The following is a 22,218-nucleotide window of genomic DNA, read 5'->3' on the forward strand; positions in this document are numbered from 1 at the left end:
TTCACTCCTCGCTTCCGGTGTGGTGGGGGAGCACCGCGACCGGGACGGTGGCGGTGTGCAGGACGCCCTGGCTGACCGAGCCCAGGAACATGCCCTGGACGCTGCCGCGGCCCCGGGAGCCGACCACGATGAGGTCGGCCTGCGCCCCGGCCTCCACCAGGGCCTCCACCGGGTTCTTGCGGGTGCGCACCACGGACACGTCCACGTGCTCGACGGCCTCGTCCATGACCTCGGCCAGGACCCCGGCGACGATCTCCTCCGACTGCCGGTCCAGGAAGTCCTCGGGCGGGGTCCACCCCGAGGCGATCAGCGCCTGGGACGCGAACGGGGTGGGCGCCTCCCAGCTGTTGACCACGGTCACCTCGGAGTCCGCGATACGGGCCGCCTCGTGCAGGGCGAAGTCCAGGGCGTGCTGGGAGTCCAGGGACCCGTCGACGCCGACCACGATGCGCCGGGGCTCCAGGGGCACCGGGCGGCCCTCGGCGGGCCGGGGCACCACCACGACCGGGCAGGCGGCACGGGCGGCCAGGCGGATACCCGCCGACCCGGCCAGGGCCGCGCGGACCGGGCCGAAGCCGCGCGAGCCCACCACGACCAGGTCGCCGGGGCCGGACCGGTGCAGCAGCGCCGCCGGGGGCTCCTCCAGGGCGAGGTCGGTGAGGACCTCCACCCCGGGGCGCAGCCCGCGGGCGTGGTCCGCCTCCTTCTCCAGGATGCGCCGGCCCTGCTCGGAGATCTCCTCACTGGGAGGGAACCGGGTGCGCCCGGCGTAGACGCTCACCACGACCGGCATGGACAGGGCGTGCACCACCTTCAGCGGCCACCCTCTCCGCTCGGCCTCGGCGCAGGCCCACTCCAGGCCCGCCCGCGCCTCCGCGGAGCCGTCCACGCCCGTCACCACCGCCGGTGCGCGTCCCTGGTCGTCGGTCATCGCTGCCGCCTCCTTCGCCCCTGGCGCCCCGTTCCGCGCCCTGAGAGGAGTGTGCCCCACGGGCGGTACGGGAACCGGGACCGCGGCTGGTGTGGCGGAGAACTCGGGCGCCCGGGGGCGGGGCACGGGTCAGCCGTGCGCGCGGTCCCCGGTCCCGGAGGTCCGGATCGCGTGCTCCTCGGCCCAGGCGACCAGCGGGACGAGCCGGGCGGTGACCTCGTGCCCGGCCTCGGTGAGGCTGTACTCCACGTGCGGCGGCACCACCGGGCGGGCGTCGCGCAGCACCAGGCCCTCGGCCTCGAAGGAGCGCAGGGTGCGGGCGAGCATCTTCTCGCTGACGCCGCCGATGCGGCGCAGCAGCTCGCTCCAGCGCAGCGGCCCCTCGCGCAGCGCCACCAGGACCAGGACGCCCCACTTGGAGGTGACCTCGCCCAGCAGGCGGCGGGACGGGCAGTCGGCGCTGAACACCTCGCCCTTGGGAAGACCTCCGGTCATGCTCACCCCGCCAACCTACCCGCAGGCGGCCCCGGGCGCGCGGGAGGGACGGCGGGGGCGGACGACGGGGCCGGCGGCCGGGGCGCGCGCGAGCCCCGCGGACCCCTCGGGGCGGCTAGTGTCCGGTAGACGGGACGGGAACGGTCCCGGGCCCGGCAGGGCCAGCGAAGAGAAGGAAGCCCCGGCTTGCAGACGAACACCCCGGCCCCCCCGGGACCCGAGCACCGATCAGCGGACCATGCCCCCGTGGCTGCCCCGCGCGGTCCTGATGGTCATGTGGACCGTCACGGCCTTCGGCGTGGCCCTGTGGCTGTTCCTGGAGCTGCAGGGGCTCATCGTCCTGCTGCTGATCTCCCTGTTCCTGGCGCTGGCGCTGGAACCGGCCGTCAACTGGCTGCACCGGCGCCACTGGCCCCGCGGCCCGGCCACCGGCGCGGTCATGCTGCTGGTGGTGCTGGCGACCGGGGTGTTCCTGAGCATGCTCGGCTCCATGCTGATCGGGCAGGTGCTGTCCCTGGCGGCCGAGACGCCCCGGATGCTGCGCGCGACGCTGGTGTGGGCCAACGCCACCTTCGGCACCGACTACTCGCCGACCAACCTCATGGAGTCGGTCACCAGCGCCAGCGGGGTGGTCCAGCAGTACGCCTCCCGGATCGCCGACAACGCGCTGGGCGCGGGGTCGACCCTGCTGGGGCTGCTCTTCAACGGGCTGGCGGTCGCGCTGTTCACGTTCTACCTGTGCGCCGACGGCCCGCGCTTCCGCCGGGTGATCTGCTCGGTGCTGCCGCCGCGCACCCAGCGCGAGGTGCTGCGGGCCTGGGAGATCGCGATCGAGAAGACCGGCGGGTACCTGTACTCGCGGGCGCTGATGGCCCTGGTCTCGGCCATCGCGCACTACCTGGTCCTGGCGGCCCTGGACGTGCCGTTCGCGTTCGCGCTGGCGCTGTGGGTGGGAGTGCTGTCGCAGTTCATCCCCACGGTCGGCACCTACATCGGCGGGCTCGTCCCGGTGCTGGTGGCGCTGCCGCAGGGGCCCTGGACGGCGGTGTGGGTGCTGGTGTTCGTGGTCGTCTACCAGCAGTTCGAGAACTACGTGCTCCAGCCGCGCATCACCGCCAGGACGCTGGACATGCACCCCGCGGTGGCCTTCGGGTCGGTCCTGGCGGGCGTGGCGATCATGGGGGCGCCGGGCGCGCTGCTCGCCCTGCCGATGGGCGCCAGCCTCCAGGCGTTCCTGGGGTCCTACATCCGGCGCTACGAGGTGGAGGAGCACCCGCTGCTGAGCGCTTCGGAGGAGCCGGCGGAGACGGCGGACGGTGAGCGGGACGGAGCGCCGCCGGGCGGGGCGGAGGGGCCGGCGGAGGGCCCCGGCGGGGACGGCGGCGCTTCCGGGGCGACGGACGCCGCCTCGGGCCCGACACCCCACTGACGTCCTGACCTCCTGACTAACCTTGAGGTGGGTACCTGATAAAAAGGTGGGTACCGGAACCTTGGAATGTGCCTCCCACCTGCGCGGTTGTCCCAGGGCAGCGACCGGGGACGTCCCGGTCCGGCAAGGGAAGGACCATCGCTCATGTCCGTCGTCATCGTGGGTGCCACCGGCCACCTGGGCCGCCTCACCGTGGAGGAGCTGCTGGAGCGGGGGACCCCGGCCGAGGGGATCGTCGCGGCGGGCCGCGACGCCGGGCGCCTGGCCGCGCTCGCCGAACGCGGGGTGCGCACGGCGCGCGTCGACCTGGACGACCCGGCCACCCTGGCGCCCGCCTTCGCCGGGGCCGACACCCTGCTGCTGATCTCCACCAGCGAGCCGGGCCGCCGGGTGCCCCAGCACCGGGCCGCGATCGAGGCGGCGGCCGCCGCCGGGATCGGGCACATCGTCTACACCAGCGCGCCCCGGGCCGACGACACGGTGCTGGTGCTGGCCCCCGACCACAGGGCCACCGAGGAGCTGCTGGCCGCCTCGGGGATCGCCCACACCGTCCTGCGCAACAACTGGTACCACGAGAACTACGTGCCGCAGCTGCACGCCGCCCGCGACCACGGGGAGTTCGGCGGCAGCGCGGGGCAGGGACGGGTGCCCAGCGCCGCCCGACGCGACTTCGCGGCGGCCGCCGCCGCGGTGCTCGCCGACCCGGCGGCCCACGCGGGCGCGGTGTACGAGCTGACCGGCGACACCGCCTGGACCTACGCCGAGCTGGCCGACACGCTCTCGGCCGTGCTGGGCACCGAGGTCGTCTACAAGGACCTGTCGACCGAGGAGCACGTGGCGTCCCTGGTCGGCGCCGGTCTCGACGAGGGGACGGCCTCCTTCGTGGCCGCCCTGGACGGCAACATCCGCGACGGTGCCCTGGGAGAGCCCACCGGCGACCTGCGCCGCCTCATCGGCCGCCCGTCCACCCCGATCGCCGAGACCCTGCGCGACCTGCTCTGACGGATCGCGCGGCGGGGCCGGCCGGATTCCCGGCCGGCCCCTTCTGCCTCACCGCCGCTTCAGCAGGGCCCGCATGTGCTCCATGTACGCCTGGGCCTGCTCGCGGTCCGCGAACCGCGGCGGCGCCTCCGGGAGGTCCGGCCTGCGTTCCGCGGGCAGCAGGGCGTACGCCTCCACCAGGTCGGCGTGGATCCTGTCGCACTCGCGTTGCAGCGCCTCCAGCATGCGCTCCTCGGCCGCGGCGAGCTCCTGCCGGGTCCCGTAGGCCGGGGGCTCACCGCCGGACCTCTTCCCGAACCACCGTTTCAGTCCCATGGGCCGCCGCTCCCTTCCCGATGTCGCAGCGGCCCATTATTCACCCCTCGGCCAGGACGCGCTGGGCGATGCGGAACGCCGAGTTGGCGTCCGGGACGCCGCAGTAGATCGCGCTCTGCAGCACGACCTCCTTGATCTCCTGCTCGCTCAGCCCGTTGCGCAGGGCCGCGCGCACATGCATGGCGAACTCCTCGTGGTGGCCGCGGGCGATGAGCGCGGTCAGGGTGATCATCGACCGGCTGCGCCGGTCCAGGCCCGGGCGGGTCCACACGGTGCCCCAGGCGTAGCGGGTGATGAACTCCTGGAAGTCGGCGGTGAAGTCCGTGGTCGCGGCGACCGCCCGGTCCACGTGGGCGTCGCCCAGCACCTCGCGGCGCACCGCCATGCCCGCCGCGCGCACCTGCTCCTGGGTCGCGGAGCCCGGGTCGGCCGGGGCGGCGGAGGGTCCCGCGAAGTGTCCGCGCAGCAGGGCGGCGACCCGGTCCGGGGCCTCGGCCGGGGCCAGGTGGGCCACCCCGTCCAGGACCTCGACCCGGCCGCGGCGCACCCCGCGGGCGAGGGCCTCCAGCGAGGCGGGCGGGGTGGGGCCGTCCTCGGCGCCCGCGACCGCGAGCACCGGCGCGGTGACCTCCCCGAGCCGGTCGCGCACGTCGAACCCGGCCAGGGCCTCGCAGACCAGCGCGTAGCCCTCGGCGTCGGCGTCCTGGAGCACGTGCAGCAGCGAGGCGACGACCGCCGGCTCGCGCTCGGCGAACCCGGGGGCGAACCACCGCTTCGCCGACGCCTCCACCACGGCCGGGGTGCCCGAGGCGCGGACCGTCGCGGCCCGCTCGCGCCACCCCTCGGGCTCGCCGATGCGCGCCCCCGTGCACAGCAGCGCCGCCGAGCGCACCGCCTCGGGGGAGTCCAGTAGCAGGTGCAGGCCCACGGCCCCGCCCACGGAGTCGCCCGCGTAGCAGAAGGAGCGGTCGGCGTCCCCGCGCGCCGCGGTCACCCCCCGGGCGAACGCCAGCACCCCGTCGGCCAGTTCGGCCAGGGTGAACGGCGCGTCCGCGGCCGGGGCGCCGCCGTGCCCGGGCAGGTTCCAGCCCACCACGTGGAAGGCGTCGCCGAGCCGTTCGGCGGCCGCCGACCACAATGCCGCGGCCGAGGTGCCCAGCGAGGGGCCCACGAGCAGCAGCGGCCGGTCGGGCCCGCCGGCGAGTTCGACTCCGGTGATGTGCGGGATGGTCATGTGTCGGTCTCCATGAAGCGGTCGGCGCGGACCAGGACGGCGTCGACGAGCGCGTCGGCGGCGCCCGCCGTCCCCTCCGCGGGTTCGGTGCCGGCGCCGGTGAACGCGGCGACGGCGCGGGCCTCGGCGGCCAGCCCCTCGCGGGCCCCCTCGGCGGTGGCCGCCATCCGGTCGGCGTCCACCCGCAGGCCCGCCAGCAGCTCCCCGGTCTGGGAGGCCGCCACGGCGGTGCGCCGGGCCAGGGTGCGCAGGGCCGCCCACTCGGCGTGCCAGGCCCCGTCCGGGCGCTCGTCCACGGCCAGCGCCGAGGCCAGGTGCAGGGTCGAGGCCAGCGGGGGAGCGGCCAGGGCCGCCCGCCGGACGAGCACCGACAGCACCGGGTTGCGCTTGTGCGGCATGGTCGAGGAGCCGCCGCGCCCGTCGGCGGCGGGCTCGGCCACCTCGGCGATCTCGGGCCGGGACAGGGTGGCGACGTCGGCGGCCAGCCTCCCCCAGGCGTCGGTGCAGGCCACCAGGGCGTCGCCCAGGGCGGTGACGGTGCCGCGCGAGGTGTGCCAGGGCGGTGCGGGCTCCAGCCCCAGCCGCCGCGCGGTCGCGGCGGCCAGGTCCGTCGCCGCGGCCACCGGGTCGGCGGCGCCGCGCGCCCGGGCCAGGTCCACGACGGCCGAGAGGGTCCCGGCGGCACCGCCGACCTGTACCGGGAACCGGAGCCGGTCCAGGGCGTCGGCGGCGTCCAGCACCCCGCCCAGCCACCCGGCGGCCTTGAGCCCGAAGGTGGTGGGCACCGCGTGCTGGGTGAGGGTGCGTCCCGCCATCACCGTGTTCCGGTGGGCGTCGGCCAGCCCGGCCAGGTGGCCGGCCTGGCGGCGCAGCTCCGCGCGCACCCGGGCGACGGTGTCCCGGGCGCACAGCACCAGCGCGGTGTCCACCACGTCCTGGCTGGTCAGCCCGCGGTGCACCCAGGCGGCGCCGGGACCGTCGGCGCGTTCGCGCAGCATCCGGACCAGGGCGATGACGGGGTTGCCGCCGCCCTCGGCGGCCCGGGCCAGGTCGGGCAGGTCGTCGGCGCCGACCAGGCCGGAGAGGTCGGCCGCGGCCGGGGCGATCCCCGCTCCGGCCAGCGAGTCCGCCCAGGCCTGCTCGACGGCGACCATGGCCGACAGCCAGGCGCGTTCGGTGAACAGGTCGCCCGCGCGCTCGTCCCCGGGCCAGAACAGGTCGGTCATGGCGTCCGCGTCCGGTACCCGGCCAGGTCCAGGAACACGGTCTCGCCCTCGCCCTGGAGGCGGATGTCGAACACCAGCCCCTGGGCGTCGCGGCGGGCGACCAGGGTGGCGCGGCGCTCGGCGGGCAGCGACGCCAGCAGCCGGTCGGCGGCCAGCGCCGCGGCGTCGTCGGGCAGGTAGGCGCGGGTGAACAGCCGGTCCGTCAGCCCGCGCGCGAACACGGTGACCGCGAAGAACGCCGCCGCCCCGGGTTCGGCGGGCCCCGGCTCCAGGGTGCTGAACGTGTACCGCCCGTCGCGGCCGGTCGAGGCGCGCCCGAACCCGGTGAAGGTCCACCCGTCCCGGCGCAGCGACCCCGGCTCGCGCGGCACGGAGCCGTCCGGCCGGGCCTGCCAGACCTCCACCAGGGCGTCGGGGACCGCGTTCCCGGCGCCGTCGGTGACGAGCCCGGTCAGCCGGACCGCCCCGGCCGAGCCCGGCGGCACGAGGTCGCGGTCGCCGTCGTAGGGCAGGCCGTAGTGGAAGAACGGGCCGACCGTCTGTCCCGGGGTGGCGCGCAGCCGCGCCCCCTCGCCGGTGGTGCTCACGCGTCGTCCCCTTCCTCTTGCTCCATGAGCGTGCCGTGCGCGCCGCCCAGGACGATGTCCCACCGGTACCCGGTCGCCCACTCGTGCGTGGTCAGGTCGTGGTCGTAGGCCGCCACGAGCATCTCCCGGTCCCTCGGGTCGGTGACCGACTGCAGGATCGGGTCCAGCGCGAACAGCGGGTCGCCCGGGAAGTACATCTGGGTGACCAGCCGCTGGGCGAACTCCGTCCCGAACAGCGAGAAGTGGATGTGCGCGGGGCGCCAGGCGTTGTGGTGGTTGCGCCACGGGTAGGGCCCCGGTTTGATCGTCTGGAACCGGTAGTACCCGTCGTCGTCGGTCAGGCACCGTCCCGCGCCGGTGAAGTTGGGGTCCAGCGGGGCCGGGTGCCGGTCGCGCTTGTGCACGTAGCGGCCGCCCGCGTTGGCCTGCCAGATCTCCACCAGCTGGCGGCGCACCGGCCGCCCGCGGTCGTCGGTGACCCGGCCGGCGACGACCATGCGCTCGCCGATCGGCTCTCCCGACCCGCCGATGGTCAGGTCGGCCTCCAGCGGGTCCACGTCGCGCTCGCCGAAGCAGGGGGCCCAGCGCTCGATGGTCTCGGGGTCGGTGTGGTGCGGGTCCTTGGTGGGGTGGCGCAGCGCGCTGCTGCGGTAGGGCGGGTAGTCCAGGGCCGGCTGGGGCGCGGCGCCGCGGGCGCGGGCCTCCTCGATGGCGGCGATCTCCTCGCTGACCACCGACTGGGGCTCCAGGCCGGACGCCGTGACGGGGGTGCTGTTCATGGCGGGAGGCTACGGCCGGGGGCGGGGTGGCGTGGCTCTCCTTTCCGCTCAGTGGAAGAATGTCCCCCATGGCGGGGAACACCGGTACGCCCGGGGCGACCGTGGCCGGAAGGGTCATGGCGGTCCTGGGCGCCTTCGACGAGCACCACCGGCGGCTGTCGCTGTCGGCCATCGCCCGGCGCGCGGGGCTGCCGCCGCCCACCGCGCACCGGCTGGTCGGGGAGCTGGTGCGCCACGGGGCGCTGGCCCGCGAGGAGGGCTCCTACGTGGTGGGCCGCCGCCTGTGGGACATCGGACTGCTGGCGCCGGTGCAGACCACGCTGCGCGAGGCGGCCTCGCCGTTCCTGCACGACGTGTACGCGACCACCCTGGCCACCGTGCACCTGGCGGTGCGCGACGGCGACGAGGTGCTGTACCTGGAGCGGATGGCGGGCCGGGCGTCGGTGCCGGTGGTCAGCAGCGTGGGCTCCACCCTGCCGATGCACTGCACCGGGGTCGGCAAGGTGCTGCTGGCGTACGCCCCCGAGGACGTGCGCGCCCGGGTGCTGGGGTCGCTGCGCCGGGTCACGCCGTACACCGTCACCCAGCCCGGGGTGCTGCTGCGGCAGCTGGAGCGGGTCCGCCGCGAGGGGTACGCCACCACGGTGGAGGAGATGACCCTGGGGGCGTGCTCGGTGGCGGTGCCGGTGCGGCGGGGCGAGGAGGTGGCGGCGGCGATCGCGGTCGTGGTGCCCGCGCTCAAACGCGACCGGGGGAGGCTGGTCACGGCCCTCCAGGTGGCGGCGCAGGGCATCTCCCGCAGGCTGTGACCTTTCACCTGCGGTTTTTCACTGAGCGGAAGAAAGGGTTCCGCATTCGGGGCTGTGACACGGTCCAATGGCGGTCATGACCCAGATCACCACCACCGACGTGGCCATCATCGGCGCCGGCCCCGCCGGCATGCTGCTCTCCCACCTGCTCGCCGCCCAAGGGGTGGAGTCCGTCGTCATCGAGGCGCGCTCGCAGGAGTACGTGGCCTCCCGCATCCGTGCCGGGGTGCTGGAGCACTCCACCGTCGAGCTGCTGCGCTCGGTGGGCCTGGCCGACCGCCTGGAGGCCGAGGGCGACGAGCACCGCGGCATCCACCTGCAGTGGCCGGGGGAGCGGCACCACCTCGACTTCGTCGACCTCACCGGCCGCAGCGTGTGGATCTACGGGCAGACCGAACTGCAGAAGGACCTCATCGCCGCCCGCACCGCCGCCGGGCAGCAGGTGCACTACGAGGCCGCCGACGTCGCCCTGCACGACCTGCGCACCGACGCCCCCTCGGTCACCTTCACCGACCCCTCCGGGGCGACGCACCGGGTGCGGGCGCGCGCGGTGGCGGGCTGTGACGGGTCCTTCGGGCCCAGCCGGGGCGCCGTCGGCACCGACCTGCGCAGGACCTGGGAGCGGGTCTACCCGTACTCGTGGCTGGGCGTGCTGGCCGACGTCGCCCCCTCCACCGACGAGCTCATCTACGCCTGGCACCCCGACGGGTTCGCTCTGCACTCCATGCGCTCGTCCACCGTCAGCCGCTTCTACCTCCAGGTCCCCAACGGCACCTCCGCCGACGAGTGGAGCCACGACCGCATCTGGGACGCGCTGGCCGCCCGGCTCGGCCACGGCCAGGACGGCTGGGAGCTCGAACCCGGGACGATCACCGACACGAGCGTGCTGCCGATGCGCTCCTACGTGCAGACGCCGATGCGCGACGGCCGCCTGTTCCTGGCGGGTGACGCCGCCCACATCGTCCCGCCGACCGGCGCCAAGGGCCTGAATCTGGCGGTCGCCGACGTGGCCCTGCTCGCCCCCGCCCTGGCCGACCTGGTGCGCGGCGACAGCCGACAGGCCGACGCCTACTCCGACACGGCGCTGCGCCGGGTCTGGCGGTGCACCCACTTCTCCTGGTGGATGACCACCATGCTGCACACGGGCACCGACCCCTTCGACACCCAGCTGCAGCTGTCCCAGCTCCGCTGGGTCGCCACCAGCGAGGCGGGCGCCACGGGACTGGCCGAGAACTACGCGGGCCTGCCCCTCGGCTTCTGACCCGGGCCCGGTGGTCCCGAGTGCCGCGTGACCGCACCCGGTGGGCGTCCTCCGGTCGGCGGGGCGCGGACACCGGGCGGGCCCGCCCATCGGCGTCGAACGCGTTCTCGAACCGGCTCACCACCCGGCGGCACGGCGGTTCGGGGACGCGCTCGCCGCCGGCGGCGCGCCCGGTCCCGACCGGCCGTGCCGGGGGCCGCCCCCGCCGGGCACCGGCGTTCGACGGGCGGTGCGGCCATGCGGTCGGCCGGGCCCCGAGGCCGCCGGCCGGACCGGCGATCACGAGCGCCGCGGGCGCGGGTGCAGTAGGGTCGGGGCAACGCGATGACGGAGACGAGTAACCGCGGGACCGCGTGGACCCAGAGAGCCGCCGGCGGCTGGGAAGGCGGCTTCACGCCCCGGGGTGAAGACCCTCCCGAGTGCGGGGAGGAACGGTCCGGCCACCGGGCCCGATGCCCCGCCGGCCGGCCCCCGTGACCGGGCCCGAACGAGGCCGCCGCTCCGTCGGCGGCGAAGGCGTGGTGGCACCGCGAGTTCCCTTATCGCCCACGCCCCCAAGGGATCATTCCGAGGTCCTCGGAGGACTTGAGATGATCCGTTCCACGAGCCGTACCCTGGTCCGCGACCTGCGGCGACATCTCGGCGAGACGGTGTCGGTCCGCGGCTGGGCGACCACCCTGCGGCGACAGAGCCGGATGCAGTTCGTCGTCGTGCGCGACCACACCGGCACGGCCCAGATCACCCACCGGCGCCGCGGCGCAGGCGACGCCGTCGAGGCCGCACTGGAGTCCCTGACCGCCGAGTCCGCTGTGCGGATCACCGGCACGGTGGTCGACAACCCCGTCGTCAAACTCGGTGGCCTGGAGCTGGTGCCCCACGAGGTGGAGGTGCTCAACAGGGCCGAGGCGCCGCTGCCGATCGACGACCGGACGGGGATCGAGCAGCGCCTCGACCGGCGCTTCCTCGACGTCCGGCGCCGCCCGGAGGCGGGACTGCTGTTCGCCGTGCAGACGACCCTGGAGCAGGGCATGCGCGAGTTCGCGTACGCCGCCGGGGCCACGGAGATGCACACGCCCAAGCTGATGGGCGCCGCCTCCGAGTCGGGGGCCGACGTCTTCGCGCTCGACTACTTCGACCGTTCCGCGTACCTGGCGCAGTCGCCCCAGTTCTTCAAGCAGATGGCGATCGCGGCGGGGATCGACAAGGTCTTCGAGGTCGGACCGGTGTTCCGCGCGGAGCCGTCCTTCACCTCCCGGCACGCCACCGAGTTCACGGGCGTGGACGTGGAACTGGCGTGGATCGACGGGGTCGAGGACGTGATGTCCTTCGAGGAGCGGATGCTCGCCCACGCGCTGGCGAAGGTCGCCGAGGCGCACGGCGACGCGGTCGCCGAGCGCTTCGGCACCGACGTCGCGGTGCCGGAGACCCCGTTCCCCCGGATGACGATGGCCGAGGCCCAGGAGGTCCTGCGGCGCGGCGGCTGGGACCCGGAGGGTGCCAAGGAGGACCTGGACCCGGAGGGCGAGCGGCGCCTGGCCGCGCACGTCGAGGAGGAGACGGGGCACGAGTTCGTGTTCGTCACGCACTACCCCGCGACGATCCGGCCGTTCTACCACATGCGCTCCGCCGAGCGCCCCGACCTGACGCTCGGCTTCGACCTGCTCTGGAAGGGGCTGGAGATCACCACCGGCGCCCAGCGCGAACACCGCCACGACGTGCTGCTGGAGCAGGCGGCGGAGAAGGGGCTGGGCACCGGACCGCTGCGCGACTACCTCGACTGCTTCCGTTACGGCTGCCCGCCCCACGGGGGGTTCGGCATGGGGCTGGCCCGTGTGCTGATGGTCCTGCTCGGCCTGGACTCCATCCGGGAGGCGGTCTTCCTGTTCCGGGGACCCCACCGCCTCACCCCGTGACCCGCGCCGTCCCCGCCCGCGGCCCCGCGGGCGGGGACGGCGTCCTCCGCTGTGGAAGCGCCCGCCCCCGCCGCGGGGACGGCCGCGCACCGGGCCGACCGGGGGCCGCGGCCTCGTACAGTGGTGGTTTCACCCCGGGCGCGCAGGACCTTCCGCGCCCCGTGACCGAACACGAGCCCCGCACCGGCGGGGACACCCGGAGGGAACCCCTTGTACCTGGCCCGCATCAACCTCGACCCCGCGCGCAGCAGCGGCATGGACCAGTGGGCGGCCATGGGCCAGGCCGTGCGCAGGGCCGTCGACCCCGACCCCGCGTCCGAGGCCCGCGTGCTGTGGGCGCGCACCTCGCCGAGCACGCTGGTGATCAGCTCCGACACCGCGCCCGCCTGGGGCAAGGTCCCCGGCGCGACCTCCGCCGCGATCCACCCGCTGTCGCGGCACCCCGAGGGCGAGAGCGTCCGCTGGGAGCTCATCTCGGCGCCCACCGCCCGGCGCGGCAAGCGGGTCCCGCTGGCCGAGGACGAGTTCGAGGACTGGCTGTCCGGCAAGTTCGCGGGCGCGCTGGACCTCGCCTCGGCGAAGTGGAAGCGCCTGGGCGGCAGGCCCGCCCGGTACCACTTCACGGGGGAGGCCGTGGTGCGGGACAGCGACGCGCTCCAGGAGCTGTGCCTGAACGGGATCGGCGCGGGCACGGCCACGGGCGCCGGGCTGCTCCTGGTCAGTCCGCTGGCACCGCAGTAGGCGGCCGCCCGGACCGCCCCGCCGAGGGGCGCGGGCCGGGCGGTCAGTGGGCCCGGCCGGCGAAGACGACGGAACGGGAGCCGGTCCCGCCCGTGCGGTCCTCCAGGGTGAGCGTGTACACCCACCACCGGCCCGACTCCGGTGACGGGCAGGAGTCCGCGACGCTCGTCGCGAGGAGTGCGGGGAGCCCGACCTCCTCACCGCCCCGCTCCGCCAGGGCGGAGGGGCCGGACTCCTCCCAGGGCGACGCGGCGTGGCGGCAGGTCGAGGAGACGCTCAGGTCCAGCGGCCCGCCCGTCCCGTTGATGACCTCCACTCCCCAGGTGACCCGCTCCTCCCCGCCGACGTCCTCGTGGGAAATGCCCAGCAGCTGGATCCGGATCCCGTCGCCGTACTCGAAGGGCCGGTTCGCCGGTACGAGCACGGACCTGGCACCCAGGACGAGGGTGACGAAGAGGATCACGAGCACGAGCGCGATCCACGGAGCGAATCTCCGCAAGGCGTCCTCCGGGGGGTCGGGGAGGCGGGGCACCGGGGAAGCGTACACACCGCGGCCCGTAGGCTCCTCCGCACCTCCGGGCCGGGCGGTCAGGGGGTCTCGCCGCTGAGGACCCGGGCCACGGGCCGGCGGGCCGCCAGGCGCGCGGGCAGGGCCGTGAGCGCCACCGTCGCCGCGAGGGTCGCCAGCGCCGCGCCGAACAGCCAGGGTGTGGGGGCCTCGACCGCGTTCCGGGCGGCGAAGAGCGAGAGCACGCCGTCGCCGATGAAGAGGCCGACGGCGGCGCCGGGCAGGCCGGGCAGGAGCTGGGCGACCGCCAGGCCCGCGGTGATCTGCCCGGGGGTGGCGCCCAGCGCCCGCGCGACGGCCATGCTCACCCGGGCCTCCAGGGCCGTGGTCCACGTGGACGCGACGGTGTTCACGACGGCGAGCACGACGAGCAGGACGGTGACCACCGTCAGCAGGCGGTGGTCGTGGACGTCCCGGAGGTTGGCCAGGTCCGAGGAGCCGTACACGCCGTAGCTCCGCACGGTCTGGACGGAGAGGGTCAGCGAGGCGGTGAGGGCGATGACCGTGGTGGCCGTGGAGCACGCCTGCAGCACGGCGCGGCCCGGCCGGCGGGCGGTGATCCGCAGCCCCAGCATGAGCGGCGCGGGCAGAAGCGCGGACAGCGCCGTCAGCCGGGAGCGGTCCTGCGGCCGCCGCGCGGTGTCCGCCAGGACGGCGGCGGTCGAGGCGCGCAGGGTCCGCAGCGCGGGACGCACGGTGGCCAGCGCCGCCACGGCCACGGAGAGCACGACCGTCACGGCCACGGCCGTGAAACCGGGCCCGGCGGCCTCCCCGATCCGGCTGGCGGTGGGTGCGGCGACCGCCGGGAGGGCCAGGCGGGCGATCACCAGCCCCAGCGCGTTCGCCAGCAGCGCCAGGGCCAGGAACTCGGTGAACAGCACGGCGGCGACCAGGCCGGGCGTGGCGCCGACGGCCTTGAGCACCCCCGCCCGGCGCGTCTGCTCGACGATGCGCCCTGCGGCCAGCACCGCCACCCCGGTGACGGCCAGGAAGCCCAGCAGCCAGCCGCCGACGGTCAGGATCGGCCGGACGTTGCGGAGCAGGACGGCGTCCTGTTCGGCCATGGACCGCCAGCTGCGGTACGCCACCCCGGGGACGGGGGAGGCGTTGGCCTCGATGAACTCCTCGGCCAGGTCCGGGTCGCGCAACCGCAGGTGCAGGGCCGTGGCCACGGGGAGGTCCCGGGCGGCCAGCTCCCGGGCGTCGGCCTCGGTCAGCCAGGCCAGGCCGCTGTAGTCCGTGGGTCCGCCGCCAGGGCCGACCTGTGCCGCCCAGGGGTAGACACCGGTCGCCGCGGTCACGGCGATCCCCACGACCGGGTACGAGCGGTCGGCGATGGTCACGCGGTCGCCGACGCCCGCGCCCAGGGCGGTGGCGAAGCCCCGCTCCAGCACCACCCCTCCGGGGCTCACCCAGTCACCCGACGTCAGTAGCGGGCGGCCGACCTCGCCCGGGGTCTCGTCGGCCCCGTGCACCACCACCCGCGAGTCGTACCCGCGCGCCGTGAGGGTGGCGTAGACGACGGGGAAGGGCCCGTTGTGGGCGACGACCTCGGGCTCCCGCGCCAGCGGGGACAGGTCGGGGGCCGGGGCGAGGTCCGTCTCGGCCGCGAGCACCACCACGTCCGGTCCGGCCGTGGCCTCCCGGGTCTGCATGTACAGGGCCTCGGTCTCCCCGCGCAGGGACAGCCCCGTCGCCGCGGCGGCCGTGGCCACGGTCATCGCGAGCACCAGGATCACCGCCTGGGTTCGATGCCGGCGGATCCCGGCCCAGGCGAGCCGGGCGACGAGCACGACGCGCCCCATCAGTCCTCCAGTCCGACCAGGCCGCCGAGCCACCCGGTGCCCGTGCCCGCCAGCCGGGTGTCGTCGACGAACATGCCGTCGCGCATCGAGACCACCCGGTCGGCGACGGCCGCGACCCGCTCGTCGTGTGTGACGATCACCAGGGTCTGCCCCGCGGCGCGCAGCTCCTGGAAGATCCGCAGCACCTCCAGCGTCGCCGCGCTGTCGAGGTTGCCGGTCGGCTCGTCGGCCAGGACGGCCAGGGGCTCGTTGACCAGCGCACGGGCGATGGCGACCCGCTGGCGCTGCCCGCCGGACAGCTGCGCGGGCAGGTGCCCCGCCCGGTCCGCGAGTCCGACCCGCTCCAGCAGGCGGCCCGCGCGGCGACGGGCCTCGCGCCGGGAGCGCCCCGCCAGCAGGGCGGGCAGCTCCACGTTCTCCGCCGCCGACAGCTCCTCCACCAGGTGGAAGGCCTGGAAGACGAAGCCCGCGGACCGGCACCGCAGCCGGGCCAGGGCCCGCTCGTTCAGGGTGTCGATGCGCCGCCCGGCGAACCACACCTCCCCGTCCGTGGGCCGTTCCAGTCCGCCCAGCAGGTGGAGCAGCGTGGACTTCCCGCAGCCGCTGGGCCCGGTGACGGCCAGCATCTGCCCCTCGGGCACGTCCAGGTCGACCCCGTCGACGGCACGGAACCCGCCCTGTCCCTGACCGTGGCGCTTCACCAGGCCCCGGGCCCGGATCACGGCACTCGACACGTTCATCTGTCCTCGGATTCGTCGTCGGTTTTCGACCAGGCCCGCTCGCAGGCGGCCAACCAGCGCAGGTCCGCCTGCAACCGCAGGACGACCCCCTCCAGCAGCAGGACGCCGGGGGAGCCCGCGGGCTCGGCCAGTGCCGCCTGCTGCACCTCGTGCAGGCGGCGCAGCAGTTCGCGGCGCTGCGCCGCCACGAGTTCGACCGGGTCGGCCAGCCGGGCCGCGGCGGCCGCGACGAGCTTCAGGTGGAACTCCGCGAGGTCGGGCTTGGGCCAGTTCACCTCGGCCAGCCAGGCGGCCACGCGCTGCTGCCCGGCCGGCGTGAGGGCGTAGACCTTGCGGTCCGACCGCTCGGGGAGGCCGTCGTCCGCCTGCTCGCAGACCACGAGCCCGGCCTTCTCCAGTCGGCCCAGGGTCACGTAGATCTGGCCGGGGTTCATCGACGCGCCCAGCGGCCCCAGGCTCTGCTGGAGCCGGGCGCGCAGTCGGTACCCGTGCGACGGCTCCTTGGCGAGCATCGCCAGCACTGCGTCCTGCACTCTGCCCCCTAACGGTTAGCCAATAGATAGCGGTTATCCGATCCGGGTGTCAAAACGTCCCGGTCGTACGGGTCCGTCCGCGGGGGAGGGGGGAGAGGGGAGGGGAGGACCGGAGGCCGGGGCCGGGCGGCCCGCTCCCCGGCCCGGCACACGACGGCGCCCGCGCCCGGAGCCTGTCGGCAACGGGCGCGGGCGCCGGGCCCGCCGCCGGGCCGGGGGAGCCCCCGGGCGGCGCGGTCGTTCTACCGCCGGACCACCGGGTGGCCGCTGGCGATCGAGATGCGGTTGAACGCGTTGATGAGCGTGGCCGTCCACTCCACCGCGGAGATCTGGGCGGTGCTCAGGTGGGCGGCCGCGCGGGCGTTGACGGCCTGCCGGTCGACGGTCGGGTCGAGCACCGTCAGGGACTCCGCCAGCTCGAACGCGGCCCTCTGCGCGTCGGTGAACAGGGTGGTCTCGCGCCAGGCCGGCAGCACGTCCAGCGTGCTCTGCTCGACACCGGCCTTGCGCGCCTTCGCGGCGTGGATGCTCAGACAGGTCGGGCACCCGTTGATCTGGGACACCCGGATGTTGATCATCTCGATGAGGTCGTCGCCCAGCCCGGCCTCGTTCGCCGCGGTCCGGGAGGCGGCGGCCGCCTTGACCATCGCCCGGTAGACCTCGGGGTGCTCCTTGTCGATGTAGGGGCGTTCCGCGCTCACGCGTCGCCCCCGCCCCTGACGGTCTCCTCGACCAGGGCCAGGTCGGCCGGTCTGGGCCGGCGGAACCGCCCGCCCCCGGCCGTGTACTCCTCGCCGTGCTTCTTCAGGTGCGCGGCGAAGAGCGGGCACACGGGCACGACGGTGAGGTTCCCGCGGACCGCGTCGGCCAGGGCCTCGCGGACGAGCAGCCCGGCCAGGCCGCGGCCGCCGAACTCCGGGGCGACCTCGGTGTGGAAGAAGACGCGCTCGCCGGGGGCACCGGGCGGGTCGACGAAGTCCGCGCGCCCGGCGAGGGCGCCGTCCTGCGTGCTCACGGTGTAGGCGCTGACGGCGCGCGTCCGGTCCAGGGCTATGGACACGGGGGCGCCCGTCCTGTCGGTGTGCTGTTCGGTCATCTCGGCTGCCTCTCTGCGGGGACGGTGCCCGGCCGGGTCGGTGGTGGGGACGGCGGGAGTGGTGGGTGCGGTGGTCGCGTTGGTTCGTGCGCCCGTGCGGGGCGGGTGGCGGCCGGGCCGGCGGGACCGGCACGGCCGACGGGACAGGCGGCGCCGGTCAGCCGTTGAGCTGCGCGTGGGGCGGCGGGTTCTTGCGCGGCCGCATCCGGACCGGGGGCAGCTCCGGGGCGGGGATCCTGGACATCCCCTCGCGGTTCCTGCCCGGGCCGCCGTGACCCACGTACCCCTCGACGCGGCCGAACCGCTCGCCCTGGGCCTCCCACTCCTCGCGGTACCGGCTGATCTCCTCCGTCGTCCGGCCCAGGAAGTTCCACCACATGACGACCTCCTCGCCGAAGGGGGCGCCGCCCAGGAGCACGAGCCGGGCCGGCTCGGAGCCCCCGTTGGCGACGCGCAGCGTCCGGGCGCCGATGCCGGTGTAGCCCAGGGCGTCCTTGGGGACGTGCACCCCTTCGAGGGTGACGCTCCCGCCCGTGTCCACCAGGAGCCCGTGCTCGAACCCGGGGTCGACGGAGAGGGTGAGCTCCGCGCCGGGGTCGAGGCGCAGCTCGGCGCCCACCAGCGGCGTGTACGTGGCCACCGGCGACCGCGAGCCCAGCAGCGAGCCGAGGAAGACCAGCGCGGAGCCCCCGGGGAACCCGACGGGTTCGGGGACGAAGTGCTCGAACCCGCGCTCCGGGTTGTGCCTGGCCTCCTCCGGCAGGGCGACCCAGAGCTGGACCCCGTGGAGTCGGCCGGAGTCCGCGGTGGAGGTCTCGGAGTGGCAGATGCCCGCCCCCGCCGTCATCAGGTTGACCTCCCCGGGGAGGACGTCCGCGCTGTGGCCGCCGGAGTCGATGTGGGCGATGGCCCCCTCGAACAGCCAGCTGACCGTCTGCAGCCCCGTGTGCGGGTGCGGTGCCACGTCCATGCCGCCGGTGGCCGCCACGTCGTCGGGGCCGTAGTGGTCGATGAAGCACCACGCCCCGATCAGCGAGCGCTGGCGCTGCGGCAGGGTGCGGCGCACGTTCATCGCGCGCGGCCCGCCCAGGGGCACGTCGCGGGCGGTGATGATCTCGACCGGCACTCCGTCCTCGCGTGCGGCCAGCGGCCCGGGCAGGCCGCCGTCGGCGCACACGTGCGTGTCCGGCCGGGTCTCTTGGTTGGTCATCGCGCTCTTCCTTCTGGTCGGCGGGCACGGACTCGGTGTGCACGGAGACGGTTCCGTGCTCCCTCCGCCCCGGGCGGTGTGAGGTCCCCTTCGGTGCACCGCGGTGGGGGACGGGACGGGCCGGACGCCCCGCGCCGACGGCCCCGTCTCCCCTGACGGTGCCGCGCGGAGTCCGGGACGGCCCGTGCCGGGCGTACACCCTCCCCGTCCCCTCCAGGCGGGATCCCCGCCGTGGTGTTCGGTCAGTCCGGCTGCTCGGCCATGTGGTCCGAGACGCGCCTGGTGAGCCGGGCGAAGGTGCTGAGCTGGTGCGGCGTCAGGGCGTCGATGAACAGGCGGCGAACGTGCTCGACGTGCTGGGGCGCGGCGTCCTCGATCGCCTCGTACCCCTCCGGGGTGACGACGACGAACGCGCCGCGGGCGTCGTCGGGGCAGTCCTCCTTGGCCACCAGCCCGCGCTTCGCCATCCGGGAGACCTGGTGGGACATGCGGCTCTTCTCCCAGTGCACCAGCCTGGCCAGTTCCAGGAAGCGCATCCGCCCGCCCGCCTCCGTGAGGTTGGCGAGCACGATGTAGTCGGAGGCGGACATCCCCGAGTCGGCCTGGAGGAGCCTGCCCAGGCGCCCCAGCAGCGTCTCCTGCATCCGGATGAAGCCGTCCCAGGCCGCCTTCTCGTCCGGGGCCAGCCAGCGCGGCGTCGCGTTCATGGGCGCAGTGTAACGAAGTGGTTGACACCTCATCCACTTGAACCCGATCGGCGCCGGTGCGCCCCCGGTGGGGAGGCGCCCGCCGACCCGCCCGCCGGGCCCCGCTCCGGTGCGCGGGCCGGCAGGCCGCGGCGGTCCCGCCGCCGAGGCCCGGCGGGCGGCCCCGGTCAGCCCTCGCCGTTCGCCCGGGGCGCCGCCTCCTCCCGCCACCGCAGGGGGTCGTCCTCCAGCGCGGTGCGGTCCCAGCGCCCGAGGTCCGCGGCGGCCTCGTAGGTGGTGCGCAGGAACTCCGCGACCGCGCGGTCGGGGTCGGGCGCGGAGCGGGCGGCCTCGTAGGGGAACAGGAACTGTTGGTACTCGGTGCTGTAGTACGCGCCCTCGGGGCCGACCGGGTGGTCGGCGAAGCCCTCGGGTGCGGGGTAGGCGTAGGAGTAGAAGGCGCCCTCCTCGCCGCCGCCGGGCCAGAACCCGCAGCTGGACAGCTCCCGCGAGTACCCCTCGACCATGACCCAGTCCCCGCAGTTGGGGGCCCCGCCCGGGTGCGGCGGCGCCGACCGCCCGGAGAAGCGGGTGCAGGCGAGGTCCATGGCCCCCCAGAAGAAGTGCACCGGGCTGACCTTGCCGACGAAGTGCGACCGGAACTCGCCCATCACCCGGTTCGCCTGGAGCAGCTGGCGCCAGAACAGGGCGGCCGCCTCGCCGTCGTAGGAGGCGTGCTCGTGGTCCTCGGCGAAGGGGATGGCCGGGTCGACCTCGTTGGGCCGCGGCCGGATCGGCGCCTCGATCCCGAGCCGGTCGAGCATGTCCAGGACGCGGGCGTAGAACTCGGCGACCGCCATCGGCCGCAGCGGAAGGCTCTGCACGCCGCCGTCGCTGCTGCGGACCTCCAGCCGGTGGCCGATGAAGTCGAACTCGATCTCGAAGGCCCCCGAGCGGTGGGGGACGGCCGACGTCGTCAGCCCGCGCGGGCTGACGTAGAGGGTCACCTGCCACCAGTGGTTGACCAGCGGTGTGTGGGCCATGCGGATCTTGCCCACGATCTGGGTCCACATGTGCAGGGTGTCGCGGGTGGGCGTCCAGTCCGAGACCCGCAGGACGGGCCAGTTCGTCGTCGACGGGCCGGTCATGGTCGTCACTTCCTTCGCTGTGTCGCCGGGGTGGCGGGGCGGTCGTGTACGTGTCCTGCGGGCGGGCGCCGCGCCGCCCCTCCTGCGGCGCGGGTGCGACGGCGGTGATCGACGCGCCCTCCGGATGGTAGATGATGAATCAACTTTTCGGTAGCGGGAATCCCCTGTACGTCGGGTTCCGGGGTTTCCGAGGCCGATCGGTTGACACGTCAAGTACCGACCCTGAATAGTGGACGCGTCATCCACTCGGATGGAGCCGGGCCGTCCGTGGCGCGGGCGCCCGACACCGGTTCGCCGCATCGGCGAATCGGTGTGCCGACAGGATCGGGCGGCGCGGGGAGCCGGTCGATCGAACAGAGGGAGGGGCCGCATGGCGGTCGAAGTGAGGGACGCGCCCGAGGCCAAGCGCTACGAGGCCCGTGTCGACGGGGAGTCCGGGGTCGCGGGCGTCGCGGAGTACATCCGTACGCCGGAGCTCATCGCGTTCGTGCACACCGAGGTCGGCCCGGAGTACGGGGGCAGGGGGGTCGGGTCCGCGCTGGCCCGCGCAGCCCTCGACGAGGCGCGGGCCGCGAACCTGCGGGTGCTGGCGACCTGCCCCTTCTTCGCGGGCTGGATCGCCCGCCACCCCGACTACCAGGATCTGCTGTACCGGTCCCGCAGCAGGGTGGAGGACTGAGCGGGTCGGGGGGCGGGCCGTGCAACCGCGACGGGAATGGTTGAACGTTCAAGTTAGTTGACGGGGGCATGAGCACACCGACACGTCTCGCAGCCGGCACCTCGATGGGCGCCGTCACCCTCAACGTCGCGGACCTGGACGCGATGACCGCCTACTACCGCGACGGGGTCGGCCTGTCAGTCCTGGAGCAGGCCGGGCCGCAGGTGACCCTCGGACGCCCCGGCCGACCCGCCGTCGTCCTCGTGCACACCCCCGGCCTGCGCCACGCCTCACCGCGGGACGCGGGGCTGTTCCACACCGCGATCCTCTTCGACACGGAGGCCGCCCTGGCCTCGGCGGTCTACTCCGTCGCGCGCCTGCGCCCGGGGTCGTTCACCGGCTCCAGCGACCACCTGGTCAGCAAGGCGTTCTACTTCGACGACCCCGAGGGCAACGGCGTCGAGCTGTACTGGGACCGCGACCGCACGCAGTGGAGCTGGACCCACGGCCGGGTCGAGATGAACACCCTCTTCCTCGACCCGAACGCCTTCCTGCGCGACCACCTCGACGAGCGCGGGCTCGCCGGGGAGCCGATCGGGGACGCGCGGGTCGGCCACATCCACCTCTCCGTCGGCGACGTGGAGACGGCGCGCGACTTCTACTCCACCAAGCTGGGCTTCGACGTGACGCTGTCCCTGGGGGACCAGGCCGTGTTCGTCAGCGCCGGCGGCTACCACCACCACATGGCGATGAACGTGTGGAACAGCCGCGGGGCCGGGCGGCGCCGGCAGACCCTCGGCCTGGGGCGGGTGGACATCGAGGTGCCGTCACCCGACGACGTCGGCGAACTCACCGAGCGCATGCGGCACTACCGCGTCCCGGTCCGCGACGACGGCCGGACGGTCGCCTTCGAGGACCCGTGGGCCAACGCCGTCCGCCTCAGCGTGGCCACGACCCCGCCCGCCACGGCGGAGACCCCGACCCCGGAGCCCGGCCCGGAGGCCGAGCCGACCGGAACCGGCCCCGACCAGGACTAGAGTCCCCGGGCGGGC

Annotated in this window: 24 protein-coding genes; 8 read left to right on the top strand and 16 right to left on the bottom strand. The window is 75.0% G+C overall.

Going from position 1 to position 22,218, the window contains the following annotated elements; all coding sequences use genetic code 11:
• Position 1: 1 nt before the first annotated feature.
• Both ABZ249_RS07895 and ABZ249_RS07900 read right to left on the bottom strand, forming a co-directional pair.
• Complete coding sequence (locus tag ABZ249_RS07895; protein WP_355258832.1) at positions 2 to 931, bottom strand: universal stress protein; 930 nt, start codon at positions 929 to 931, stop codon at positions 2 to 4.
• 129 nt (positions 932 to 1,060) lie between these two features.
• Positions 1,061 to 1,426: a helix-turn-helix domain-containing protein gene (locus ABZ249_RS07900; RefSeq protein WP_355259582.1), complete on the bottom strand. Its 366-nt coding sequence runs from the start codon at positions 1,424 to 1,426 to the stop codon at positions 1,061 to 1,063.
• Positions 1,427 to 1,664: 238 nt separating this feature from the next.
• Between ABZ249_RS07900 and ABZ249_RS07905 the strand changes: the two genes are divergently transcribed.
• Together ABZ249_RS07905 and ABZ249_RS07910 are read left to right on the top strand one after the other, a co-directional pair.
• Entirely contained in the window at positions 1,665 to 2,855 is a 1,191-nt protein-coding gene (locus ABZ249_RS07905; RefSeq protein ID WP_355258835.1) for an AI-2E family transporter, read from the top strand.
• Between the two features lie 144 nt (positions 2,856 to 2,999).
• Entirely contained in the window at positions 3,000 to 3,857 is an 858-nt protein-coding gene (locus tag ABZ249_RS07910) for an NAD(P)H-binding protein (protein WP_355258838.1), read from the top strand.
• Between the two features lie 48 nt (positions 3,858 to 3,905).
• Here ABZ249_RS07910 and ABZ249_RS07915 read toward each other — a convergent pair whose 3' ends face one another.
• From ABZ249_RS07915 to pcaH, 5 genes are read right to left on the bottom strand one after another with little or no spacing between them, the layout of a single operon-like run.
• Positions 3,906 to 4,172, bottom strand: a complete 267-nt coding sequence (locus ABZ249_RS07915) for a hypothetical protein (protein ID WP_355258841.1) — start codon at positions 4,170 to 4,172, stop codon at positions 3,906 to 3,908.
• Between the two features lie 40 nt (positions 4,173 to 4,212).
• Entirely contained in the window at positions 4,213 to 5,406 is a 1,194-nt protein-coding gene (pcaC, locus tag ABZ249_RS07920; protein WP_355258844.1) for a 4-carboxymuconolactone decarboxylase, read from the bottom strand.
• A complete protein-coding gene (locus ABZ249_RS07925; protein WP_355258847.1) occupies positions 5,403 to 6,632 on the bottom strand; it encodes a lyase family protein in 1,230 nt (409 codons plus the stop codon). Before ABZ249_RS07925 ends, pcaC begins: the two co-directional genes overlap by 4 nt.
• Complete coding sequence (gene pcaG / locus ABZ249_RS07930) at positions 6,629 to 7,219, bottom strand: protocatechuate 3,4-dioxygenase subunit alpha (RefSeq protein WP_355258850.1); 591 nt, start codon at positions 7,217 to 7,219, stop codon at positions 6,629 to 6,631. The genes ABZ249_RS07925 and pcaG overlap by 4 nt, the downstream gene beginning before the upstream one ends.
• Positions 7,216 to 7,998, bottom strand: a complete 783-nt coding sequence (gene pcaH, locus ABZ249_RS07935) for a protocatechuate 3,4-dioxygenase subunit beta (RefSeq protein ID WP_355258853.1) — start codon at positions 7,996 to 7,998, stop codon at positions 7,216 to 7,218. Before pcaH ends, pcaG begins: the two co-directional genes overlap by 4 nt.
• A 68-nt stretch (positions 7,999 to 8,066) precedes the next feature.
• Here pcaH and ABZ249_RS07940 point away from each other — a divergent pair, with 68 nt between their 5' ends.
• The 4 genes from ABZ249_RS07940 to ABZ249_RS07955 all read left to right on the top strand — a co-directional run bounded on the left by ABZ249_RS07940 (position 8,067) and on the right by ABZ249_RS07955 (position 12,722).
• Positions 8,067 to 8,807: an IclR family transcriptional regulator gene (locus ABZ249_RS07940; RefSeq protein WP_255646673.1), complete on the top strand. Its 741-nt coding sequence runs from the start codon at positions 8,067 to 8,069 to the stop codon at positions 8,805 to 8,807.
• A gap of 76 nt (positions 8,808 to 8,883) precedes the next feature.
• A complete protein-coding gene (locus ABZ249_RS07945; protein ID WP_355258857.1) occupies positions 8,884 to 10,068 on the top strand; it encodes a 4-hydroxybenzoate 3-monooxygenase in 1,185 nt (394 codons plus the stop codon).
• Positions 10,069 to 10,658: 590 nt separating this feature from the next.
• A complete protein-coding gene (aspS, locus tag ABZ249_RS07950; RefSeq protein WP_355258860.1) occupies positions 10,659 to 11,981 on the top strand; it encodes an aspartate--tRNA(Asn) ligase in 1,323 nt (440 codons plus the stop codon).
• Between the two features lie 210 nt (positions 11,982 to 12,191).
• On the top strand, positions 12,192 to 12,722 hold the full coding sequence (locus ABZ249_RS07955) for a type I-E CRISPR-associated protein Cas6/Cse3/CasE (RefSeq protein ID WP_355258863.1): 531 nt from the start codon (positions 12,192 to 12,194) through the stop codon (positions 12,720 to 12,722).
• Positions 12,723 to 12,765: 43 nt separating this feature from the next.
• Here ABZ249_RS07955 and ABZ249_RS07960 read toward each other — a convergent pair whose 3' ends face one another.
• From ABZ249_RS07960 to ABZ249_RS08000, 9 genes are all read right to left on the bottom strand, one after another.
• Positions 12,766 to 13,221 carry a hypothetical protein gene (locus ABZ249_RS07960; RefSeq protein ID WP_355258866.1) on the bottom strand — a complete coding sequence of 152 codons (456 nt, stop codon included), beginning with the start codon at positions 13,219 to 13,221 and terminating at the stop codon, positions 12,766 to 12,768.
• A gap of 89 nt (positions 13,222 to 13,310) precedes the next feature.
• Positions 13,311 to 15,095: an FtsX-like permease family protein gene (locus tag ABZ249_RS07965; protein ID WP_355258869.1), complete on the bottom strand. Its 1,785-nt coding sequence runs from the start codon at positions 15,093 to 15,095 to the stop codon at positions 13,311 to 13,313.
• The gene (locus tag ABZ249_RS07970; protein ID WP_220561870.1) at positions 15,095 to 15,835 is read right to left on the bottom strand and encodes an ABC transporter ATP-binding protein; all 741 of its coding nucleotides are present in this window, start codon (positions 15,833 to 15,835) and stop codon (positions 15,095 to 15,097) included. Before ABZ249_RS07970 ends, ABZ249_RS07965 begins: the two co-directional genes overlap by 1 nt.
• Positions 15,832 to 16,368: a PadR family transcriptional regulator gene (locus ABZ249_RS07975; protein WP_355258873.1), complete on the bottom strand. Its 537-nt coding sequence runs from the start codon at positions 16,366 to 16,368 to the stop codon at positions 15,832 to 15,834. The genes ABZ249_RS07970 and ABZ249_RS07975 overlap by 4 nt, the downstream gene beginning before the upstream one ends.
• A gap of 242 nt (positions 16,369 to 16,610) precedes the next feature.
• The gene (locus ABZ249_RS07980; protein ID WP_220561868.1) at positions 16,611 to 17,069 is read right to left on the bottom strand and encodes a carboxymuconolactone decarboxylase family protein; all 459 of its coding nucleotides are present in this window, start codon (positions 17,067 to 17,069) and stop codon (positions 16,611 to 16,613) included.
• Entirely contained in the window at positions 17,066 to 17,464 is a 399-nt protein-coding gene (locus ABZ249_RS07985) for a GNAT family N-acetyltransferase (RefSeq protein WP_220561867.1), read from the bottom strand. Before ABZ249_RS07985 ends, ABZ249_RS07980 begins: the two co-directional genes overlap by 4 nt.
• A gap of 157 nt (positions 17,465 to 17,621) precedes the next feature.
• Complete coding sequence (locus tag ABZ249_RS07990; RefSeq protein WP_355258877.1) at positions 17,622 to 18,674, bottom strand: pirin family protein; 1,053 nt, start codon at positions 18,672 to 18,674, stop codon at positions 17,622 to 17,624.
• Positions 18,675 to 18,916: 242 nt separating this feature from the next.
• Positions 18,917 to 19,381, bottom strand: a complete 465-nt coding sequence (locus ABZ249_RS07995; RefSeq protein WP_220561865.1) for a MarR family winged helix-turn-helix transcriptional regulator — start codon at positions 19,379 to 19,381, stop codon at positions 18,917 to 18,919.
• Positions 19,382 to 19,548: 167 nt separating this feature from the next.
• On the bottom strand, positions 19,549 to 20,508 hold the full coding sequence (locus ABZ249_RS08000; RefSeq protein ID WP_355258880.1) for a DUF5996 family protein: 960 nt from the start codon (positions 20,506 to 20,508) through the stop codon (positions 19,549 to 19,551).
• Positions 20,509 to 20,878: 370 nt separating this feature from the next.
• Between ABZ249_RS08000 and ABZ249_RS08005 the strand changes: the two genes are divergently transcribed.
• On the top strand, positions 20,879 to 21,187 hold the full coding sequence (locus tag ABZ249_RS08005; RefSeq protein WP_355258883.1) for a GNAT family N-acetyltransferase: 309 nt from the start codon (positions 20,879 to 20,881) through the stop codon (positions 21,185 to 21,187).
• Between the two features lie 68 nt (positions 21,188 to 21,255).
• Positions 21,256 to 22,203 (top strand): VOC family protein, encoded by a 948-nt coding sequence (locus tag ABZ249_RS08010; RefSeq protein ID WP_355258886.1) that lies wholly within the window; start codon positions 21,256 to 21,258, stop codon positions 22,201 to 22,203.
• Positions 22,204 to 22,218 lie beyond the last annotated feature (15 nt).

Source organism: Nocardiopsis sp. NPDC006139 (assembly GCF_040614155.1).
Taxonomy (GTDB): Bacteria; Actinomycetota; Actinomycetes; order Streptosporangiales; family Streptosporangiaceae; genus Nocardiopsis; species Nocardiopsis changdeensis.

Coding starts and splice junctions, on each gene's coding strand:
- ABZ249_RS07895 (WP_355258832.1), bottom strand. CDS start 931: ATGACCGACGACCAGGGACGCGCACCGGCGGTGGTGACGGGCGTGGAC.
- ABZ249_RS07900 (WP_355259582.1), bottom strand. CDS start 1,426: ATGACCGGAGGTCTTCCCAAGGGCGAGGTGTTCAGCGCCGACTGCCCG.
- ABZ249_RS07905 (WP_355258835.1), top strand. CDS start 1,665: ATGCCCCCGTGGCTGCCCCGCGCGGTCCTGATGGTCATGTGGACCGTC.
- ABZ249_RS07910 (WP_355258838.1), top strand. CDS start 3,000: ATGTCCGTCGTCATCGTGGGTGCCACCGGCCACCTGGGCCGCCTCACC.
- ABZ249_RS07915 (WP_355258841.1), bottom strand. CDS start 4,172: ATGGGACTGAAACGGTGGTTCGGGAAGAGGTCCGGCGGTGAGCCCCCG.
- pcaC (WP_355258844.1), bottom strand. CDS start 5,406: ATGACCATCCCGCACATCACCGGAGTCGAACTCGCCGGCGGGCCCGAC.
- ABZ249_RS07925 (WP_355258847.1), bottom strand. CDS start 6,632: ATGACCGACCTGTTCTGGCCCGGGGACGAGCGCGCGGGCGACCTGTTC.
- pcaH (WP_355258853.1), bottom strand. CDS start 7,998: ATGAACAGCACCCCCGTCACGGCGTCCGGCCTGGAGCCCCAGTCGGTG.
- ABZ249_RS07940 (WP_255646673.1), top strand. CDS start 8,067: ATGGCGGGGAACACCGGTACGCCCGGGGCGACCGTGGCCGGAAGGGTC.
- ABZ249_RS07945 (WP_355258857.1), top strand. CDS start 8,884: ATGACCCAGATCACCACCACCGACGTGGCCATCATCGGCGCCGGCCCC.
- aspS (WP_355258860.1), top strand. CDS start 10,659: ATGATCCGTTCCACGAGCCGTACCCTGGTCCGCGACCTGCGGCGACAT.
- ABZ249_RS07965 (WP_355258869.1), bottom strand. CDS start 15,095: ATGGGGCGCGTCGTGCTCGTCGCCCGGCTCGCCTGGGCCGGGATCCGC.
- ABZ249_RS07970 (WP_220561870.1), bottom strand. CDS start 15,835: ATGAACGTGTCGAGTGCCGTGATCCGGGCCCGGGGCCTGGTGAAGCGC.
- ABZ249_RS07985 (WP_220561867.1), bottom strand. CDS start 17,464: ATGACCGAACAGCACACCGACAGGACGGGCGCCCCCGTGTCCATAGCC.
- ABZ249_RS07990 (WP_355258877.1), bottom strand. CDS start 18,674: ATGACCAACCAAGAGACCCGGCCGGACACGCACGTGTGCGCCGACGGC.
- ABZ249_RS07995 (WP_220561865.1), bottom strand. CDS start 19,381: ATGAACGCGACGCCGCGCTGGCTGGCCCCGGACGAGAAGGCGGCCTGG.
- ABZ249_RS08000 (WP_355258880.1), bottom strand. CDS start 20,508: ATGACCGGCCCGTCGACGACGAACTGGCCCGTCCTGCGGGTCTCGGAC.
- ABZ249_RS08005 (WP_355258883.1), top strand. CDS start 20,879: ATGGCGGTCGAAGTGAGGGACGCGCCCGAGGCCAAGCGCTACGAGGCC.
- ABZ249_RS08010 (WP_355258886.1), top strand. CDS start 21,256: ATGAGCACACCGACACGTCTCGCAGCCGGCACCTCGATGGGCGCCGTC.